At 70.0% G+C, this 16463-nt stretch carries 16 protein-coding genes; 6 read left to right on the top strand and 10 right to left on the bottom strand.

Annotation, left to right across the window (positions count from 1 at the left end; genetic code table 11):
• Window positions 1–53 precede the first annotated feature (53 nt).
• The 3 genes from NLX83_RS24675 (at window position 54) to NLX83_RS24665 (ending at window position 3464) form a co-directional block, all read left to right on the top strand.
• Window positions 54–827, top strand: coding sequence for an IclR family transcriptional regulator (locus tag NLX83_RS24675; protein ID WP_254237534.1), 774 nt, complete (start codon window positions 54–56; stop codon window positions 825–827).
• Window positions 828–893: 66 nt separating this feature from the next.
• Window positions 894–2831: a S9 family peptidase gene (locus NLX83_RS24670; protein WP_254237533.1), complete on the top strand. Its 1938-nt coding sequence runs from the start codon at window positions 894–896 to the stop codon at window positions 2829–2831.
• Between the two features lie 87 nt (window positions 2832–2918).
• Window positions 2919–3464 carry a GNAT family N-acetyltransferase gene (locus NLX83_RS24665; RefSeq protein ID WP_254237532.1) on the top strand — a complete coding sequence of 182 codons (546 nt, stop codon included), beginning with the start codon at window positions 2919–2921 and terminating at the stop codon, window positions 3462–3464.
• On the opposite strand, the gene NLX83_RS24660 is transcribed toward NLX83_RS24665, so the two are convergent.
• The 3 genes from NLX83_RS24660 to NLX83_RS24650 all read right to left on the bottom strand — a co-directional run bounded on the left by NLX83_RS24660 (window position 3446) and on the right by NLX83_RS24650 (window position 6191).
• A complete protein-coding gene (locus NLX83_RS24660; RefSeq protein ID WP_030431495.1) occupies window positions 3446–4102 on the bottom strand; it encodes an RES family NAD+ phosphorylase in 657 nt (218 codons plus the stop codon). The two genes, NLX83_RS24665 and NLX83_RS24660, sit on opposite strands and share 19 nt — an antisense overlap.
• Before the next feature lie 49 nt (window positions 4103–4151).
• The gene (locus tag NLX83_RS24655; RefSeq protein ID WP_254237531.1) at window positions 4152–4736 is read right to left on the bottom strand and encodes a DNA-binding protein; all 585 of its coding nucleotides are present in this window, start codon (window positions 4734–4736) and stop codon (window positions 4152–4154) included.
• 180 nt (window positions 4737–4916) lie between these two features.
• On the bottom strand, window positions 4917–6191 hold the full coding sequence (locus NLX83_RS24650; RefSeq protein WP_254237530.1) for a glycosyltransferase 87 family protein: 1275 nt from the start codon (window positions 6189–6191) through the stop codon (window positions 4917–4919).
• Between the two features lie 279 nt (window positions 6192–6470).
• Here NLX83_RS24650 and NLX83_RS24645 point away from each other — a divergent pair, with 279 nt between their 5' ends.
• On the top strand, window positions 6471–8126 hold the full coding sequence (locus NLX83_RS24645) for a DUF885 domain-containing protein (protein WP_254237529.1): 1656 nt from the start codon (window positions 6471–6473) through the stop codon (window positions 8124–8126).
• 95 nt (window positions 8127–8221) lie between these two features.
• Window positions 8222–8671, top strand: coding sequence for a hypothetical protein (locus NLX83_RS24640; protein WP_254237528.1), 450 nt, complete (start codon window positions 8222–8224; stop codon window positions 8669–8671).
• A gap of 42 nt (window positions 8672–8713) precedes the next feature.
• Here the strand turns inward: NLX83_RS24640 and NLX83_RS24635 are convergent, their stop codons facing one another.
• Genes NLX83_RS24635 through NLX83_RS24610 form a run of 6 tightly spaced genes read right to left on the bottom strand, consistent with a single transcriptional unit; the run spans window position 8714 to window position 12936 of the window.
• Complete coding sequence (locus NLX83_RS24635; protein ID WP_254237527.1) at window positions 8714–9049, bottom strand: DUF3618 domain-containing protein; 336 nt, start codon at window positions 9047–9049, stop codon at window positions 8714–8716.
• Window positions 9046–9447, bottom strand: a complete 402-nt coding sequence (locus NLX83_RS24630) for a phage holin family protein (RefSeq protein ID WP_254237526.1) — start codon at window positions 9445–9447, stop codon at window positions 9046–9048. Before NLX83_RS24630 ends, NLX83_RS24635 begins: the two co-directional genes overlap by 4 nt.
• 27 nt (window positions 9448–9474) lie before the next feature.
• Window positions 9475–9810 (bottom strand): hypothetical protein, encoded by a 336-nt coding sequence (locus NLX83_RS24625; protein ID WP_254237525.1) that lies wholly within the window; start codon window positions 9808–9810, stop codon window positions 9475–9477.
• A gap of 51 nt (window positions 9811–9861) precedes the next feature.
• The gene (locus tag NLX83_RS24620) at window positions 9862–10428 is read right to left on the bottom strand and encodes a DUF1349 domain-containing protein (RefSeq protein WP_254237524.1); all 567 of its coding nucleotides are present in this window, start codon (window positions 10426–10428) and stop codon (window positions 9862–9864) included.
• Window positions 10425–11048 carry a TetR/AcrR family transcriptional regulator gene (locus NLX83_RS24615; RefSeq protein ID WP_254237523.1) on the bottom strand — a complete coding sequence of 208 codons (624 nt, stop codon included), beginning with the start codon at window positions 11046–11048 and terminating at the stop codon, window positions 10425–10427. Before NLX83_RS24615 ends, NLX83_RS24620 begins: the two co-directional genes overlap by 4 nt.
• A gap of 22 nt (window positions 11049–11070) precedes the next feature.
• Window positions 11071–12936 (bottom strand): class I SAM-dependent methyltransferase, encoded by a 1866-nt coding sequence (locus NLX83_RS24610; RefSeq protein ID WP_254237522.1) that lies wholly within the window; start codon window positions 12934–12936, stop codon window positions 11071–11073.
• 447 nt (window positions 12937–13383) lie between these two features.
• Here NLX83_RS24610 and NLX83_RS24605 point away from each other — a divergent pair, with 447 nt between their 5' ends.
• Window positions 13384–15315 carry a tetratricopeptide repeat protein gene (locus NLX83_RS24605; protein ID WP_254237521.1) on the top strand — a complete coding sequence of 644 codons (1932 nt, stop codon included), beginning with the start codon at window positions 13384–13386 and terminating at the stop codon, window positions 15313–15315.
• Here NLX83_RS24605 and NLX83_RS24600 read toward each other — a convergent pair.
• Window positions 15284–16441 carry a hypothetical protein gene (locus tag NLX83_RS24600; RefSeq protein ID WP_254237520.1) on the bottom strand — a complete coding sequence of 386 codons (1158 nt, stop codon included), beginning with the start codon at window positions 16439–16441 and terminating at the stop codon, window positions 15284–15286. The genes NLX83_RS24605 and NLX83_RS24600 overlap by 32 nt on opposite strands.
• Window positions 16442–16463 lie beyond the last annotated feature (22 nt).

Below are 16463 nucleotides of genomic sequence, written 5' to 3'. Positions count from 1 at the left end.
CGGGGGCGCTGCTTGAATTGTGGGTCGCAGATCAACGCGGCGAGGAGTTTGCGATGACAGCCGAGACCGGGGGCAACGGTCGTTCGTCGTCCGCCGGGAACGCCGTGGAGAAGGCGCTGCGGGTGCTCGAGGCGGTGTCCATGCCGGGCGCCCCGCACCGGCTCGCCGAGATCGCCGCGACGGCCGGGGTGCCCAAGCCCAGCGCCCACCGCATCCTCGGCACCTTCGCCGACCGCGGGTTCGTGCACAGCCACGGCGGCGGCCGGTACGCGCCGGGGCCGCGGCTGCGCGCGATGGCCGCCCAGGTCGCCGGGGACGACGACCGGGGGGTGGACCAGGTGCTCACCGAGCTGCAACGCCAGGTGGGCCATACGGTGCACCTCGCGCTGCGAGCGGGGGACCGCGCGGTTTACACCCACAAGGTGGAAGCCGACCAGCCGTTCCGCACCTCCTCCCGGATCGGGATGTGGCTGCCGCTGCACAGCACGGCGATCGGCAAGTGCGTCCTGGCGCACCTCGGCGCGGGCGAGGTCGACGACGTCCTCGGCGCGGCCGGGCAGGCGCGGCGGACCCCGGCCACCATCACCGAGCGCGACCGGCTGGACACCGAACTCGCCGAGGTCCGGCGGCGTGGCTACGCCGTCGACGACGAGGAGAACGAGCCCTCGATCCGCTGCGTGGCCGCGCCGTTGCTGGACGCGTCCGGGCGCCCGGTGGGCGGGGTCAGCGTGTCCGGCGTCGCCTTCCTCGTCGGCCGCGAGCAGATCGAGTCCTTCGCGCCGGAGGTACGCCATGCGGCCCAGTCCCTGGCGGCGCTGCTGCTGTAGCGAGGTGTACAACGATGGCGCCTTTTTTTCGTACGCCTTGCTAAGAGTCGGGTACGGTCCGGATTCATGCGACCGGATGACCTTGCGCTGCTGCACACCCCCGGAACGTTGGCCCTGCACGGAGATCTGCTCCTGACCGATGTGGCGACGCCGGACCTGACGGCCAACGCCTACCGCTCCGCGCTGTGGCGGGTGCCGCTGGCCGAGTCCCCTGAGGCGCCGTGGCGGCTGACCTTCGGCACGCGCGACTCCGCGCCCCGCATCTCCCCGGACGGCGAGTGGGTGGCGTTCCTGCGCGTGGCGGAGGAGGGCGGCAAGCCGCAGCTGCACGTCATGCCGACCTCCGGCGGAGACGCCCGCGCCGTCACCGCGTTGCCGCTCGGTGTGGACGTCCCGGTGTGGGCCCCGGACTCCCGGCGCATCGCCTTCGTGGCGCGCATCCCCGAAGAGGGGCGCTACGGCACCGAGGAAGGCGTGACCGCGGCCAAGGAGGCTCCGCGCCGCTTCACCGGTTACCAGTACCGCTTCGACAACATCGGGTTCATCAGCGACCGGCGACCGCGGTTGTTCGTGGTCGACGCGCTGGACTTCGACGCCGAGCCGGTGCAGCTCACCGATGGCACGACACGCGTCGCCTCGCCCGCGTGGACACCCGACGGCGCGCACCTCCTGGTCGTTTCCGACCGGGACCTCGACGCCTGGGACACGTTGCAGGAGGACCTGTACTCCGTTCCGGCGGACGGCAGCGGCGGGCTCACGCTCGCGGTGCGCTCCGGCGGTGGGGTCGAGCACCCGGTCGCGCTGCCAGACGGCGACGTCCTCTACTACGGCGCCGATTTCGAGGGAATCCACGCGGTGGCGCGCAACAGCGGGCTTTTCCGTGCGCCGCTGAGCATCGGCGGCGAGCCGACGACGGGCACCAGGCTCACCGACGCCGAGACGGTCGACTGCGAGTCGGGCTCCGGCGTGCCCGTGCCGGTTCCCGGGGGCGTGCTGGTCGTGGTGCGCGTGCGCGGGGCGAACGAACTCCGCCTGGTGCCGGACGGCGCCGAGAACGCGGTGCTGGACGAGCTGAAGCCGGTGCTCGGCGAGCGCGGTGTGGTCAACGCCTTCACCGCGGACGGCGACCGCATCGCCGCCGTTGTCTCCACAGTGGACAGTCCGGGTGAGGTCGTCACCCTGGAGGCGGAGAACCCGTTGGTGCGCACCGACTTCGCCGCCGACGTGCGGGCGGCCGGGCTGCACAAGACCATCGAGATCTCCGGCACCGCCCCGGACGGCTACCCGGTGCACGGGTGGCTCGTGCTGCCCAAGGGCGAGGGGCCGCACCCCGTGCTCCTCAACGTGCACGGCGGGCCTTTCCGTTACTACGGCTGGGGTTTCTTCGACGAGGCCCAGGTGTACGCGGAGGCCGGGTACGCGGTTGTGCTGCCCAACCCCCGTGGCTCGGCGGGATACGGCGAGAAGCACGGCCGCGCGATCATCGGCGCGATGGGCACCGTGGACGCCGACGACGTGCTCGCCCTCCTGGACGCCGCACTGGAGCGCCCCGACTGTGACGCCGATCGCGTTGGTGTGATGGGCGGTTCGTACGGCGGCTTCATGACGAGCTGGCTGGCCGCGCACCACGGGGAGCGGTTCAAGGCGGCGTGGAGCGAGCGCGCGGTCAACGCCTGGGACTCCTTCACCGGTTCCTCCGACATCGGTTGGTACTTCGCGGAGGCGTACTGCGGCGCCGACCCGGAGGCGCAGCGGCGGCAGAGCCCGCTCTACCACGCCGACAAGGTCACGATCCCGTTCGCCGTCGTGCACTCCGAGGAGGACTGGCGCTGCCCGATCGAGCAGGCCCAGCGGCAGTTCGTCGCCTTGCGCCGCAACGGAGTCGCCGCCGAGTTCCTGTTGTTCCCCGGTGAAGGGCACGAGCTCAGCCGCAGCGGCCTGCCCAGTCACCGGAAGCAGCGCTTCGACGCCGTCCTCGACTGGTGGAGCAGGCACCTGGGGTAGCTCCAACCTCGCGTAGCTCCAACCGAATATCGAGATCTTGAAGAAATCGACTCGCTGTTTGCGGCCGCTTGGCGCACGCTTCCCCACATGATGTGGACAGTGCGCCGGGCGGCCGCGGCGGATGCGGTGGAAATCGCCCGTATCAACGTGAACGCGTGGCGGCGGGCGTACCGGGGAATCGTGGACGACGCGTTCCTCGACTCGATGGACCCCGAGCAGCGCGTACCCGGGTGGGAGCGGTGGATCGCCGCCCCCGGGCCCTCCGCGGTCTTCGTGGCCGCGGACGAGTCGGGCCGGATCGGCTCCTACGCGGGGGTCGGCGCGGCCCGCTCGGACGACGAGGACTTCCCGGAACCGACCGGGGAGCTCTATGCGATCTACGCCGATCCCGACCTGTGGGGGACCGGGGCGGGCGGCGCCGTGCACCGCGCGGGACTGCGGCACCTCGCCGAGAGCGGGTTCACCACGGCCGTGCTGTGGGTCCTCGACGACAACGCCCTCGCGCGCAACTTCTACCGCTCACAGGGCTGGCAGGACGACGACGTGCACAAGGACATCGAGCTGAACGGGGCGCGACTGCCGGAGCGCAGGTACTCCGTGCGGCTACGGGTCGATCAACCCAACAACGTGTAGTTCAGCTCCTGGCAGATCCGGCCCAGCGGGAGGTCCAGGCCGGGGTGGTCCAGGGGCAGCAGCACGTCGGGCGTCGCGGGCATCCCGCTGCCGCCCGGCGGGTCCCACAGGCAGATCGCGGGGTTGCCGGAGTCCATCGACGAGCGGTACCAGAGCCCGTCGAGCTCCGGGTAGGCCGCCCGGATCACCCTGGCCCACGCCTGGGTGCGGTTCTTCGGACCGCTGCTCATCGCCTGCGAGGCGCCCGCCCTGGTCGGCCAGAGCCCGGCGAGGTCGAGCAGCCGCAGCGTCCGCTTGGGGCGCATGACCACCAGGTGCGGGCTGCGGGTGCGGCGGTCCACCGTGGAGGTGGCCTGGAAGACCTCGGCCACGCTCGTCCGCACGGACAGGCCGAAGTAGAGCACGCCGTTCTCGTGCGTCTCCTGGTAGACGCCGCCGACGGCGGGCGGGTGCGGGTCGAAGCGCGCGTGCGGCAGCGGTCCCGCGTAGCGGAAGGAGTTCCATCGCTGGGGGTGGGTACCTCCCGCGGCGAAGATCCTCACCAGGCGAGTGGCCCGGTGCACCGCGACCACGTCTTCGGTGCGGCGCAGCAGGGCCTGCAGGGCGGCTGCGGACGGCGGCTGGGGGAGCCGTGCCATTCGTGTCCTGTCGTCTCGGTCGTGGGGCGACTGGCGTGACGAGTTCTCGTCAGGCCGGCGTCCCCAGAACCGAGGCGAGCTGGGCCACCCGGACCGGGTCGCCGCCCGCGAGCAGCCAGTCCCGAGGCGTTGCGGGGCGGTCGCCGAGCATCAGGTCCTCCTGGAGCGTCGTCATGAAGGCGGCCACCACCAGCGGCGGCTGATCGGCCGGGATCGAGGCCAGCACGACCTCCAGCCCCGGCAGCACGCCGTTGTCGGTGAACTGCCACGCCGGCAGGCGCCAGCCACCCCGATCCTTCCATCCCGTCAACCGGCCCGCGCTCACCCGGTGCCGGATGCGGCTGGTGTCCACGTCCAGGCAGCGCGCGGCGTCGGCGACGGACAGGGCCGAGTCGCGCAGCACGGCCTGGGCCGCGACGGACTTCGCCCTGGGGTCGGCCTCCTCGGCGGCCCGGGGGCGCAGATCGGCTCCGACCTCGGCCAACGCGGTGCGCTGGTCGGCGGAGAAGTAGGCCGCGGGGTCGGGGTGCGGCGGTGCCAGCTTGCGCGCCGCGTCCTCCACGAGGGAGAGGAACTCGGTGGCGGTGACGCGGAGTCCCGCTCGGGCCAGGACATCCTCCAGCGCAACACTCATACGCACAGAGTAGCGCATGTGTGCGGGTTCGTGCTCTCTGGATCGCTGGGGAGAACCAGCGGCTACGCCGAATGTGCGTGAGAACATCACGCACAGTAAAGAGGGCTTGTGGGGAAATCACACAAGAAAGGAGTGTCCCACGGCGGAGGTGGTGATGCGATTACAAAGGCGTGACAGAAATCACAGGATGCGCGGCGCGGTGCGACGCAGGTAGTGCGCCACATAGCCCAGTGCCAGCACGAACGCCAGCAGGTACACGTTCCTGCTCAACGGCTCCAGCCAGGTCGGCGCGTCCCAGAGGAACAGTCCGCTGTCCGGTGGCGGGGTGTGCGGCGGGGTCAGCTGGTGCACCTTCACCAGCCAGGCGAAGCCGAGCAGGTACACCGCGACGATGAGGGCGGTCGCCGCCCGCGCCCGGTAGGTCAGCGCCGCGTGCACGAGGAAGACCAGCAGCGGCACGAACCAGACCCAGTGGTGGCACCAGGAGAACGGCGAGACCATCGTGGCGGTCAGGCCGCACATGGTGACGCCGAGCAGCTCGTTGCCCCGCCCCGCCGCCCACGCCGCGACCGCGAGCCCGGCCAGGCCGAGCGAACCGGCGACCAGCAGCCACAGGATCGTCGGCGGCTCGTTGGTGTCGAAGAACCGCGCCAGCATGCCGCGCACCGACTGGTTGCTCGGCCAGATCGTCGGCCCGACCCGGCCGGAGGTGAAGAAGGTGCCCGTCCAGTACTTCACCGCGTCGCTCGGGATGACCAGGAAGCCGAGCCCGATGGTGCCGAGGAAGCTCGCCGTGGCCACGCCGGCGGCCCGGAAGCGACGGGTGATCAGCAGGTAGACGATGAAGATCGCGGGGGTGAGCTTGATGCCCGCCGCGATGCCGACGCCGACTCCCTTCCAGCGGTTGCCCGCCCGGCTCGTCAGGTCCCACAGCACGATCACCAGCAGCAGCAGGTTGATCTGGCCCAGCCAGAACGTGGTGCGCACGGCCTCCAGCCAGAACAGCGGGCCGGTCAGCAGCACGGTGAGCAGGACGAGGTCGCGGTTGCCGCGGTAGCCGAGGCGGCGCAGCGACAACCAGATCGCCGCGACCAGCAGCGCCAGGTTGCCCAGCGTGGAGAGGATCTTGAGCGTGTCCGCGTCGAAGAGCGCGAGCGGGGTGAAGATCAGCGCGGCGAACGGCGTGTAGGTGAACTCCAGCGCGTTGAGCACCGGTCCCTCGTACAGCGGCCGTCCCTGCAGCACCACGTCGCCGCCCGCGCTGTAGACCAGCACGTCGATCATGATCTGGTGGCCCGGCCAGGCGATGACGGTGACCGCGTGCGCCGCGAGCGCCGCCACGAGCAGCACGGGGGCGAAGATCCGCAGCCAGGTCGGGAGCACGAGCGTGCGTTCGGTGACCGAGGGGTTCTGGTCACCGTTGGCCTCGGGCGATGACGTGGCCAGGAACGGCATGGCTCCCCAGGGGGCAGGCGTCGGGGGACCCGGCCAGCCTAGGCAGTGCCCGAACAGTCCGGCTTTCCGCCCCCGTCCCAGCCGGGGTTGGAGCGTCTTCAAGTACTACCGACCCCCCTGAAAACGACCGTCAACCGCCCCTAACCCGCGTGGGCGCTATGGGGGTTAGGGGCGGTTGACGGTCGCGGGGAGGGGTGTTGGGGGTACTTGAAGAGCGGTGGACTCCGGGCGCGGCGCGGTTAGGATGCGAACAGGACAACAACTCTTTGGGGGTAGCGGATGTCCGCCGTGGACCGGCTCGCCGACGAACTGCTTGACGTGATCTTCGACCAGAACCCGGTCTTCGCGACGATCACCGGGATGCGCGAGCGGGACCACCTGCTCGGCGGGCACTCCGAGGACTTCCGCGCGGGACTGGTCGCCCGCTACACCGGCATCCTCGACCGCGCGCGTGCGCTGCCCGCCGACGGGCTGAGCGCCCAGGACGCGGTGACCAGGGCGGTCGTCGTGCACAACGCGCAGTCCGCGCTGGACCAGATCGACGTGCGCTTCGAGGACTTCACCGTCACCGACGACTTCATCGCCCCCTACGCGGAGCTGCTGACCGCGATCCCGATGGCGGTGTGCCAGACGCCGGAGCAGACCAGGGCCTACCTCACCCGCCTCGGCGAGATCCCGCGGATCCTCGACGAGCTGGGCGAGCGCAACGTGGCCGCGGTGGCCGACGGCCTGCTGCCGGTCGCGCACCTCGTGCAGGGCGCCATCGACTACATCGAGCGCTACCTCGCCGACACCGAGGGCGACGTGCTGCGCAGGCCGGTCACCGACGAGGCGTTCGCGGCCGAGCTGGACCGCGTGCTCGCCGAGGTCGTGCACCCCGCCTACGCGAAGTACCGCGCGCTGCTCGTCGACGAGGTGCTGCCGCACGGCCGTCCCGAGGACAGGGCCGGGCTGTGCTGGCTGCCCGAGGGCGAGCGGCGCTACGCCAAGCTGGCCAGGCTGCACACCACCACCGACCACGACCCGCGGGAGCTGCACCGCGTCGGCCTCGACCTGATCGCGAAGCTGGCCGAGGAGTACAAGGAGATCGGCTCGCGGCTGTGGGGCACCACCGACCTCGCGGAGATCTTCTCCAGGATGCGCACCGACCCGGAGATGCGGTGGCGCGACGCCGACGAGATGCTCACCGCCGCACGGACCGCCGTGGCGAAGGCGCAGGCCGCGGCGCCGCAGTGGTTCACCGTGCAGCCGGAGTCGCCCTGCGAGGTCCGCGAGGTGCCCGCCGCCGAAGCTCCAGCGAGTCCCGCCGCCTACTACATGTCGCCGTCGTTGGACGGATCGCGGCCGGGCATCTACTTCCTCAACACCTACCAGGCGAGCGAGCGGTTCCGGTTCGGCTGCGAGGCGCTGGCCTTCCACGAGGCGGTGCCGGGCCACCACTTCCAGATCGCCATCTCGCAGGAGCTCACCGACCTGCCGATGCTGCGCAGGGTCAGCGTGGTGACGGCCTACGCCGAGGGCTGGGGCCTCTACACCGAGCGGCTGGCCGACGAGATGGGGCTGTACTCCGACGACGTCATGCGCCTGGGCATGCTGTCGATGGACTCGATGCGGGCCGCGCGGCTGGTGGTGGACACCGGCGTGCACGCGCTGGGCTGGAGCCGTCAGCAGGTGATCGACTACCTCACCGAGAACACCCCGATGCCCGCGGTGGAGATCGAGTCGGAGACCGATCGCTACATCTCCTACCCGGGGCAGGCGCTGGCGTACATGGTGGGGCGCTTGGAGATCCTGCGGCTGCGCGCGGAGGCGGAGCGCAAGCTCGGCGACCGCTTCGACATCCGCGCGTTCCACGACGTCGTGCTCAGCGGCGGGTCGCTGCCGCTGTCGGTGCTCTCCGAGGTCGTGGCCGCGTGGGCGGCGGAGCTGGGGTAGGCCGTCGCCGCAACGGGTATCCGGCGGGGAGCTGTGCCTGTCTGTGCCTGTTCTAGGAGGCGAACATGGACTCCCCGCGCTCTCAAGGACCGCCGGTGGTGTACGAGGGTCGCTGTCGCGAACCCGCGCTGCTCGTGCTCGACGCCGAGGGAGAGGCCAAACGCGGCTCTCTCCCACCGACGTGGCGGCCGCTGCTCGACCGCGCCCGGGTGGGCTGGGTGCGGATGCCGGTTTTCCTTGAGCAGCGCGGAGATGCCTTCGCTTTCGTGCCCCAGGACGCGGAGCGCGTGTACGTGCTCGCGAACGGGACTGCCGCGGAGGCCGCGCTGAGGGTGTCCCAGTTGCACGCCGATGTCGTACGTTCGGTGCTGCTGGTGGACCCGATCACCGATGAGCGTTCGCTCGGGGAACTTCCCGTTCCCGTGCGGGTGATCGCAGTCAGCGAGGACACGCGCAACGACGCCGGTGCGCCGTTGCCGTTGGGACACCCGGTCGTCGTCGACGCCGTCGCCAAGGCGCTCCGGGAACTCGAGCCTGTTGGCTAGCAACAAGAAATAAGCCCCCGTCGAGTTCGACGGGGGCTTATTTCACTTGTCCTTCCTGCGTTTCATGAGGCGCAGGACCAGCACGCCAGCCGCGACCCCGCCCACAGTGGTGGCCGCCTTCTTGCGGTCCACTGTGCGCGCCCAGTCGACCGCGTGCCCGACCGCGAGCTGTGCCTTCTCCCGCAGCTGTTCCGCCTTCTCCTTCGTGCGTGCTTTCACGTCCAGCTTGTAGGACAAGGCATCCACGGTTCCGGCGAGCTGTGCACGTGTGTGCAGGATGTCCTCCCGCAGCTCCTCCGGACTCATTTTCTCGTTGTCCTGCTGGGGTTCCGCGCTGCCGATCACGTCAACGCCGTCGTTGGTCCGCTTCGTCGTCATCGGGGCGTGCCCTCCTTCAGCGCGGTGATGTCCTGGCGCACATTGGCGATCGCCTGTTCCGGTACCGGTGGCACCGCCTTCGCGAGCTGCTTCTTGCCGACCAGCGCCAGCACCCCGGCGATCAGCAGCAGCGCCGCGCCGACGACGAACGCCGCCAGCCAGGGAGCCATGCCCAGCGCCAGCAGCAGCACGATCCCGGCGAACACCGCGGCCAGCCCGTAGAGCGCCAGGATCCCGCTCACCCCGAACGCGCCCGCACCCATGCCCGCGCGTTTGCCCTTCTCCTTCAACTCGGCCTGTGCGAGCCGCATCTCGTCCCGCACCAGGCGGGAAACCTGCTCGGACAACTGCGAAACGAGCTCACCGGTGGTCGGCTCCGCGTTCGCTGTCTTCGACATCGTCAGCTCCCTTCCTGACGATGTCGGTTACCCCGATCGACGCCGGTCAATCCGGTAGCGGAGCAGGGGCGCCTGCGTCTGGTGCTCCCGTCCGGAGCAGAGCCACCTGGGCACGAGGACCCGCCATCGGGTGCGCTCCGCCCGGGCCTGGACGCGTTCGGCGCGCGGGGGGCGCAGCACCATGCTGATCGCCAGACCGACCGCGGCGACGTGGGTGGCCGCGGTGCCGAAGGGCTCGTGCCCGGTGAGCACGAACAGGACGCCGAGCACGCTCATGATGAGCAGGCGGCGCAGCGACGAGGTGACCAGGAACTCCTGCGCGGCCTCCGCACGCGGGGTCTCCTCCGCGGTCTGGGTACCCATCGCGCACCTCCTGGCTGGTGGAGCACATCGGGTACCCGGGCGGCACTCGCGCTACCCAACCACCTCGAAGCGGTGGAACCGGGTCGGGAAGCCCTTGCCCTTCGGGGAGGCGCACATCGGGCCGACGAGCACCTCGTCACCGGGCGGGAGGTACGCCAGCCGAAGCATGGTGCCCGGCTCGTCCTCGTCGAGGCCGTAACGGATCGTCACCGCGTCACCGGTTCGGTCGACCACGAGGGACACCGACCCGGTGAGCTGCGGGAGCGCCACCACCGACCAGTCGGAGAAGTCCCTGGTCACCACGGCGCTGAGCAGGTGCTCGCCGTCGACGAACTCGATCCCGGTCTTGATCCAGTTCCGGTCGTCGATCCGCAGCAGCGCGCCCGCCTGGTCGTACTGCTCGGCGTAGGAGCCGGTGAAGCTCAGCCGCAGCACGAAGTCGCCCCGCACCGGCCGCAGCAGCGCGTGCCCGGTGTCCCTGACGAAGTCGTAGTGCGTCGTCCGCCAGAAGTCGCTGTCGTCCTTCGACGTGACCTCCAGACCGTCCACAGTGGACCAGTCGGCGGGCGGGTTGAGCCAGCGCCAGCCGGACACGCCGAATGCGGTGACCTCGTTCATGCGCGCTCCTTCTTGACGGTGTTGCGCAGTTTCGCGCGCACCACGCGACGCGCGACCGGCCCCAGATCGTCGACCACCTCGACGAGCTTGGCCAGTTCGTCCAGTGTGGACCCGATCGGGGTGACCGGCTCGAACAGCTCCAGCCCGACGAACGTGGCGGCAACCGTCCGCGCCAGCGTCGTGGGATCGAGCAGGTCCTCCAGGGGCGAGCCGGCGAGCAGCCGCCGCAGCACGTGCTCGATCTCGGTGATCCACAGCTGGACCGCGGCACCGGTCGCCTCGGCCAGCTTCGGATCGCGTTGCGCCCCGGCGAGCATCTGCGCGAGCACGGTGACGTTGCCCGCTTCGCGCTCGTCCTCGTGCAGCCGTGCGCCGAGCGCGAGCAGTCCGGAGAACGAGTCGACCTCGGCGAAGCGCTCGCGGAAGCGTGCCACCCGCTCCTCTGTCGTCACCAGGCACGCCTGCGCGAGGAGGTTGTCGACGCTGTCGAAGTGGTAGAAGACCAGCGCCTGGTTGACTCCCGCGGTGGCCGCGATCGTGCGCGCGGAGACCGCCGTGATGCCGTGCGCGCGGATCGTCCCGATCACGCCGTCGATGAGCCGTCTGCGGGTGTCACCCATGGCCCGAGCCTAGAGGCGGTGCTCAGTCCTTCCGGGCGAGCAGTCGGTAGGAGTTGCACAGGCTGTACTTCTCCGCGACGTTCTTCAGCGCGTTGTCGGCCAGGATGCTCGCGGCCATCAGCGGCGTTCCGGCCGCGAAGGTCGCTCCCCTGGCGATCCGGCTGAGCGTCGACGGCGGCTCCGGGCGCCACGGCACATCCCGCTCCGGTGCCACCGCGCGCAGCACCGTCCAGGCCGAGGTGAGCAGGTCGGCGGGCTGGTGCGCCTCCGCGTGCTGCTCCAGGACCACGGTGTAGCCCAGCTCGGTCAGCCGCTCGCGCAGGTTCTCCACCGGGAAGAAGTGCAGGTGCTGCGGCTGGAGCCAGATCGACCACCACTTGCCGAGCAGCTTCGCCCAGCGGCACGCGGGATCGGGCACGTCGATCAGCAGGTACCCGCCGGGCCGCAGCACCTTCGTCGCCGCCTCCAGCTCCAGCTGCGGGTCCTTGCTGTGCTCCAGGTAGTGGAACATGCTGACCACGTCGTAGCGGTCGGTCATGCTCGACGCGAGGTCGACGAACATGCCGCGGTAGCCGCGCTCGACCCAGCCCCGGCGCTCCGCGATGGGGATGCCGTCGCTCATGTCCAGCCCGTGGAAGCTCGTCTCGGGCCAGACCTCCTTGGCGGCGTTGCAGAAGTGGCCGTGCCCGGTGCCGACGTCCAGCCACTTCTCCGGGGTGATGAACGGCCGCACCGTCTCCGCCTGCGGCTGGAAGTAGCCGCGCCGCGTGGCGAAGAAGCCCTGCACGAAGTCCTCGCTCAGCCCGTCGTAGGCGTCGCGGTAGTAGAAGGCCAGCCCCTCGGCGGTCGGCTGCGGGTTGGTGAAGACGTGGCCGCACGAACGGCATTCGTCCACTTTGAACTCACCGGGCTTGCCCTGGTGCAGATCGCCGGAGCGCAGCCGCACCGTCAGCTCGGTGGCCCCGCACCACGGGCAGTCGGCGCGCTCCGGCTCGAAGAACCGGTCCAGCCCGGCGTCCAGATCGGCCTGGTACTGGGCGCGTCGCCGCTGCACGGGGTCCTCGCCGTTCGCCTGGTGCGCCGCGTCCGCGCGCAACGCCGCCACGAGCCGCTTCGGTTCGCGGACCAGGCGCTTGAGGCTGTAGGACCACAGGTCCGCCGGCTTGAGGTGCCGGTTGCCGCTGAGCACCATCAACGGGTGTGCCGACCACGCGGCCAGCGCCGCCAGCGCCCACCCCGGGCTGAACAGTCCACTTGCGACGATCAACGCGGGGATCGACAGCGAGGTGGCCAGGTCGGGGCCGAGCCGCGATCCGTGCCGTACCCGCAACACCTCGGCGCTCTCGGCGAGCACCGCGGGCGACGACCACAACCTGGGCGCCACGACCACCTGTGTGCGGGCCGCCGCGTGCGGCTTGAGCTCCTTCTCCGCGCGCGCCAGCTCCACCGCGCTGGGCGCACCCCGTTGGGGGAGGCCCACTTTGTGCAGCAGCTGGTGCTCGGCGAGCACCGCGTGCCCGCCGCCGTGACCCTTCGCCTGCCGGTCCTGGCGGTACGTGCGCGGGTCGACGTCGTGCAGGAGCTCCAGCACTTGCGCGGTCGGCAGGTCGCGCGGGATCAGGTTCACCACCGCGAGCCCGTCGCGCTCGGCCAGCTCGCGCGCGGCGACCTCGGTGACCTGGTCCACCACGACGCCCTTGGCGCGCACCAGGCGCAGCGTGGAACCTCGTCTGTCCACTTCGGACTGGCCCGCCCGTTGCCTCGGCACGAGCGGCAGCACCGGCAGCCCGGCCAGCCTGCGCCGCTTGGTCAGCGCGTCGAGCACCGTCACCAGCATCGCGACCACGGGCAGGACGCGCGCCACCTTGGACCATCCACGCTTGGACATACTTCAGATATCGGCATCTACCTGCGGTAACCCGATTACCCGATCTTGTGGGTGACGCCCGGACCCGTTTCGTACTCATAACGGGTTCAGCAGCGCTCCACACCCGCTATGAGTACGAAACGGGACAAGCACGGCCACCTTGCCCACGCGCGCCATCCGCATCCTGCGCTGAGGTGGCTGGAGAACTTCCGTTTCGTACTCTTGCCGGGATTTGGGAGCGCTCTCTTTCCCGTTATGAGTACGAAACGAGGTTCTCTAGGTTGCGGCCGCCGGAGGTGGGGTGTGAGGGCGGCTGGGGGGGCATGGGCACAGTTTACGTGGTGTGGATGGCCTGTAGGACACCTAGGTGGTTGCCGGTCCACCGATGGTGACGAAGTCCGTCCCGGGGCGAGCCGGGACGGGTAGCCTTCGCGGGTCGATCTTGTCGCGAGCGGCCGGGGGAAGCCAGTGACCGAGAATCGTTTCGACGGCATCGCCGGGAAAATGGTGCAGGCCGGGCAGATCCACGGCGACGTCCACTTCCACGACCGGGAACGGCCGAAGCCGCACCAGCTGCCGCCGCGCCTGGCGAGGCTGGTCAACCAGCGCCGTGTGCTCGACGCGCTGGCCGGGCCGAAGCCGCTGAAGGTGCTGCTCGGCATGCGCGGCAGCGGCAAGTCCTCGGTGGGCAACCACTTCCTGCACGAGCGGATCGGCGACTACCCGGACGGTCAGCTGCACGCGAACCTCGGCGGCTGGACTGAAAAACCCCGCTCGGTCAGTGACATCCTCGCGGATTTCCTGGTGGCGCTCGGCGAAGACCGCGCGACCTTGCCCATCGACCTGGAGACCCGGCAGGCGCTGTACCGCTCTTTGTGCTGGGACAAGGCGATTCAGGTCTTCCTCGATGACGCGGTCGTCCCGGCGCAGGTCCGTGCGCTCCTGCCGGGCTCGACGAAGGCGGTCGTCGTGGTCACCGGGCAAGGGGCGTTCGGCAGTCTGAAGCGGGACGGCGCCGATCTGATCGACGTGGAGCCGCTTGAGGACGAGATGGCTCGCGTGCTGCTGGAGGAGTACGCGGACGACCGCGTCGCCGACGAACCGGAAGCCGTGAAGGCGCTGCTGAGGCTCTGCGGCGGGCTCCCCATCGCGCTGTGCGTGGTCGGGGCCCTGCTCGCCGACGTGCCCGAGCTGCGGATCAGCGAGCTGCTGGATGAGTTCGACGGCAACCTCAGCGAAGTCTCCGCCGTGTTCGACGCGGCCTACCGAAGGCTCGGACCGGCGGCGCGGACCTGCTACGAACTCCTCGGTCTGTATCCCGGAGATGGCGATGTGTCCTTCGGCGCGCTCGCCGCGGCCGCTGATCCGGCGGTGGTGCGCGAAGGGCTGAGGGAACTGCGCGTCCGGCGCGTCGTGGAACCCGTGGCGCCCGGTCGATTCGTGGTCCACGGCTTGGTTCGGGCGCACGCGCGCGGTCTGGCGAAGGATTCTGGCGAGCGCGTCCGGATGTTGCGGTGGTACCTCGCGGAGACGGCCGCCGCTGAGGCGTACGTGATGGCGAACCGGCGCTGGCGGACGAAGTTCTTCCCGGACTTGGTCATGGGCGCGCCACATGAAGATCCGCGTGGGTGGTTGGAGACCGAGCGCGCCAACCTCACCGGGGCGGTGCGCGTGGCCGGAGACATGGGGGAGCTGCTCATCGCGGCGCAGCTTTGCCTGCTGCTGTGGTCACTGCACGAGCCGGGCAAGTACGTCGAGGATCTCCTTGCCACACACGAGATTGGCATCCTCGCGGCACGTGAACTCGGACTGTCCGAAGTAGAGAGTGTGCTGCTGACTCAGCGCGCGTTCGCCGAGCGCCACAGTGGACGGTTGACCGATGCCGAGGACACCCTGCGCGAAGCAGCGGAGCGCGGCGCCGGAGATCCCGAGGTGGCCGCGACAGCGGAGGAAGCCCTCGGTCTGGTGCTGTTGGACCTCGGCCGGATAGATGACGCGTTCACAGCGCTGTCCCGCAACCTCTCCTTGGCGATGGAGATCGGCGATCGGCGGCGGATCGCGCTGGCGCAGCTGCACTTCGGCAAGGTCGCGCCGTCGGCCGAACTGTTCGACTCCGCAGCTGAGACCTTCCGTGAGCTGAACGAGCCGTACAACCTCGGCAAGGTGCTGACCTGGCGCGGCAAGACCCTCCGTGACCGCGCCGCACTGGACAGCGCGCTGGCGATCATGAGGGAACAGGACCGGCCGTTCGACATCGCTCTGGTACTTGAGGCACTGGGAGACCTCTCGGGTGGCGAGGAGGCTCGCGCGTACTACACCGAAGCCCTCGCATTGTTCGAGCGGCTGTGGCTGCGTGATCGCGCGGAGGCTATTCGGGCTCGACTGTCCACACTGAACTGATCGGACCGGTGTTGACGGTCAACCGGTTCGGCAGCTCCGACCACGGGCGCCCAGTCAGTAACCACGCGTAGACCGCTGATGCGATCGCGCGTCCGTCTTCGCCGGTGCACCGCACGCGGTTCCCGTCGCGATCGCCGACCAGCCAGCCCGTCCTTGTCGGCATGGCGGCGAGCAGGCAGCCCGGTAACGCCTTGAGGGTGACACCGATCCAGCTCTCCGGCGCACCGAGTTGTTCGTGCACAAGGACTTCGGCCAGTTCGAGCCATTCGCGCTTCGGCTGGTCGGTTCCGCTCAGCAGATGCGTGTCCTGCGGAGCGGGCCCGCCGCGCAGACGTTCCGCCGACCAGCGAGTTATGTCCACAGTGGACTCCGTGAGCGACGCTCTGACCAGCTGAGCACCCGTCGAAGGAGTAGGGATCACCGGGAGTGGCACAGCGGTGTGCTCGGCGGGAGTGTCGGGTTCGAGCAGCCCCATAGCGGAGTAGATGGCTGTGCGCAACAACTTCGCCGACTCTCCGGGAGTCGAGGTGGCCAGGTCGATGATCGTCCGAGGGGCCACCTTGATCTGCTCCATCAGGTCGCGGCCGGGGTCGAGCAGCGGAGCGGCCGCGTTGAGGAGCCCGACCGGTGAAGCGGGATCGACCTGATCTCGTTGTTTTATGGCCAGCAGCAAGGGTGTTCCGAGCGCGGCGGCGTAGAACGGGACCGAGCCGTGGTCGCCGATCACGAGATCGGCCGCGATCGCCGCGGCGCGCCAGCCTTCCTCCGGTGGGACGGCCAGGACGCCGGAGCGCGCTAGCCAGCGTTCGACCTGCCAGGTCCCATGGGCCGCCCAGACGTTGGGGTGCAAGGCGATGACGAACTTGTACTCGTCCTGCGGGAAGGAGCGGGCGAGAAGGCCGGGAAGCTCAGGGTTCGCGCTGTAGAGAGAATGCTGTCCCCACGTCGAGGAGATCAGGACCAGCCGTTGCCCGGGAGCGACACCGAAAGCGGCGCGGTAGGTCTCGCGCAGCGGTAACCCGGCCAGCATCCGGTCGAAGCACGGATCTCCCGCCACAACAGCGACTTCGGCGGCTTCGGGGCTGGCCAGACGCAACCGGTCCAGCTGTTCGTCGTGTGACAGCACGATGACCGAGGGGATGAGTCCG

Source organism: Allokutzneria sp. A3M-2-11 16, assembly GCF_024213555.1.
GTDB lineage: Bacteria > Actinomycetota > Actinomycetes > Mycobacteriales > Pseudonocardiaceae > Allokutzneria.
This window is presented reverse-complemented; position numbering and strand designations above follow the sequence as displayed.

What these genes read in the sequence shown, in the direction of transcription:
- NLX83_RS24660 (WP_030431495.1), bottom strand. Translation starts at nt 4,102, where the DNA reads ATGGCACGGCTCCCCCAGCCGCCGTCCGCAGCCGCCCTGCAGGCCCTG.
- NLX83_RS24665 (WP_254237532.1), top strand. Translation starts at nt 2,919, where the DNA reads ATGATGTGGACAGTGCGCCGGGCGGCCGCGGCGGATGCGGTGGAAATC.
- NLX83_RS24635 (WP_254237527.1), bottom strand. Translation starts at nt 9,049, where the DNA reads ATGACGACGAAGCGGACCAACGACGGCGTTGACGTGATCGGCAGCGCG.
- NLX83_RS24655 (WP_254237531.1), bottom strand. Translation starts at nt 4,736, where the DNA reads ATGAGTGTTGCGCTGGAGGATGTCCTGGCCCGAGCGGGACTCCGCGTC.
- NLX83_RS24630 (WP_254237526.1), bottom strand. Translation starts at nt 9,447, where the DNA reads ATGTCGAAGACAGCGAACGCGGAGCCGACCACCGGTGAGCTCGTTTCG.
- NLX83_RS24670 (WP_254237533.1), top strand. Translation starts at nt 894, where the DNA reads ATGCGACCGGATGACCTTGCGCTGCTGCACACCCCCGGAACGTTGGCC.
- NLX83_RS24610 (WP_254237522.1), bottom strand. Translation starts at nt 12,936, where the DNA reads ATGTCCAAGCGTGGATGGTCCAAGGTGGCGCGCGTCCTGCCCGTGGTC.
- NLX83_RS24675 (WP_254237534.1), top strand. Translation starts at nt 54, where the DNA reads ATGACAGCCGAGACCGGGGGCAACGGTCGTTCGTCGTCCGCCGGGAAC.
- NLX83_RS24625 (WP_254237525.1), bottom strand. Translation starts at nt 9,810, where the DNA reads ATGGGTACCCAGACCGCGGAGGAGACCCCGCGTGCGGAGGCCGCGCAG.
- NLX83_RS24615 (WP_254237523.1), bottom strand. Translation starts at nt 11,048, where the DNA reads ATGGGTGACACCCGCAGACGGCTCATCGACGGCGTGATCGGGACGATC.
- NLX83_RS24645 (WP_254237529.1), top strand. Translation starts at nt 6,471, where the DNA reads ATGTCCGCCGTGGACCGGCTCGCCGACGAACTGCTTGACGTGATCTTC.
- NLX83_RS24650 (WP_254237530.1), bottom strand. Translation starts at nt 6,191, where the DNA reads ATGCCGTTCCTGGCCACGTCATCGCCCGAGGCCAACGGTGACCAGAAC.
- NLX83_RS24620 (WP_254237524.1), bottom strand. Translation starts at nt 10,428, where the DNA reads ATGAACGAGGTCACCGCATTCGGCGTGTCCGGCTGGCGCTGGCTCAAC.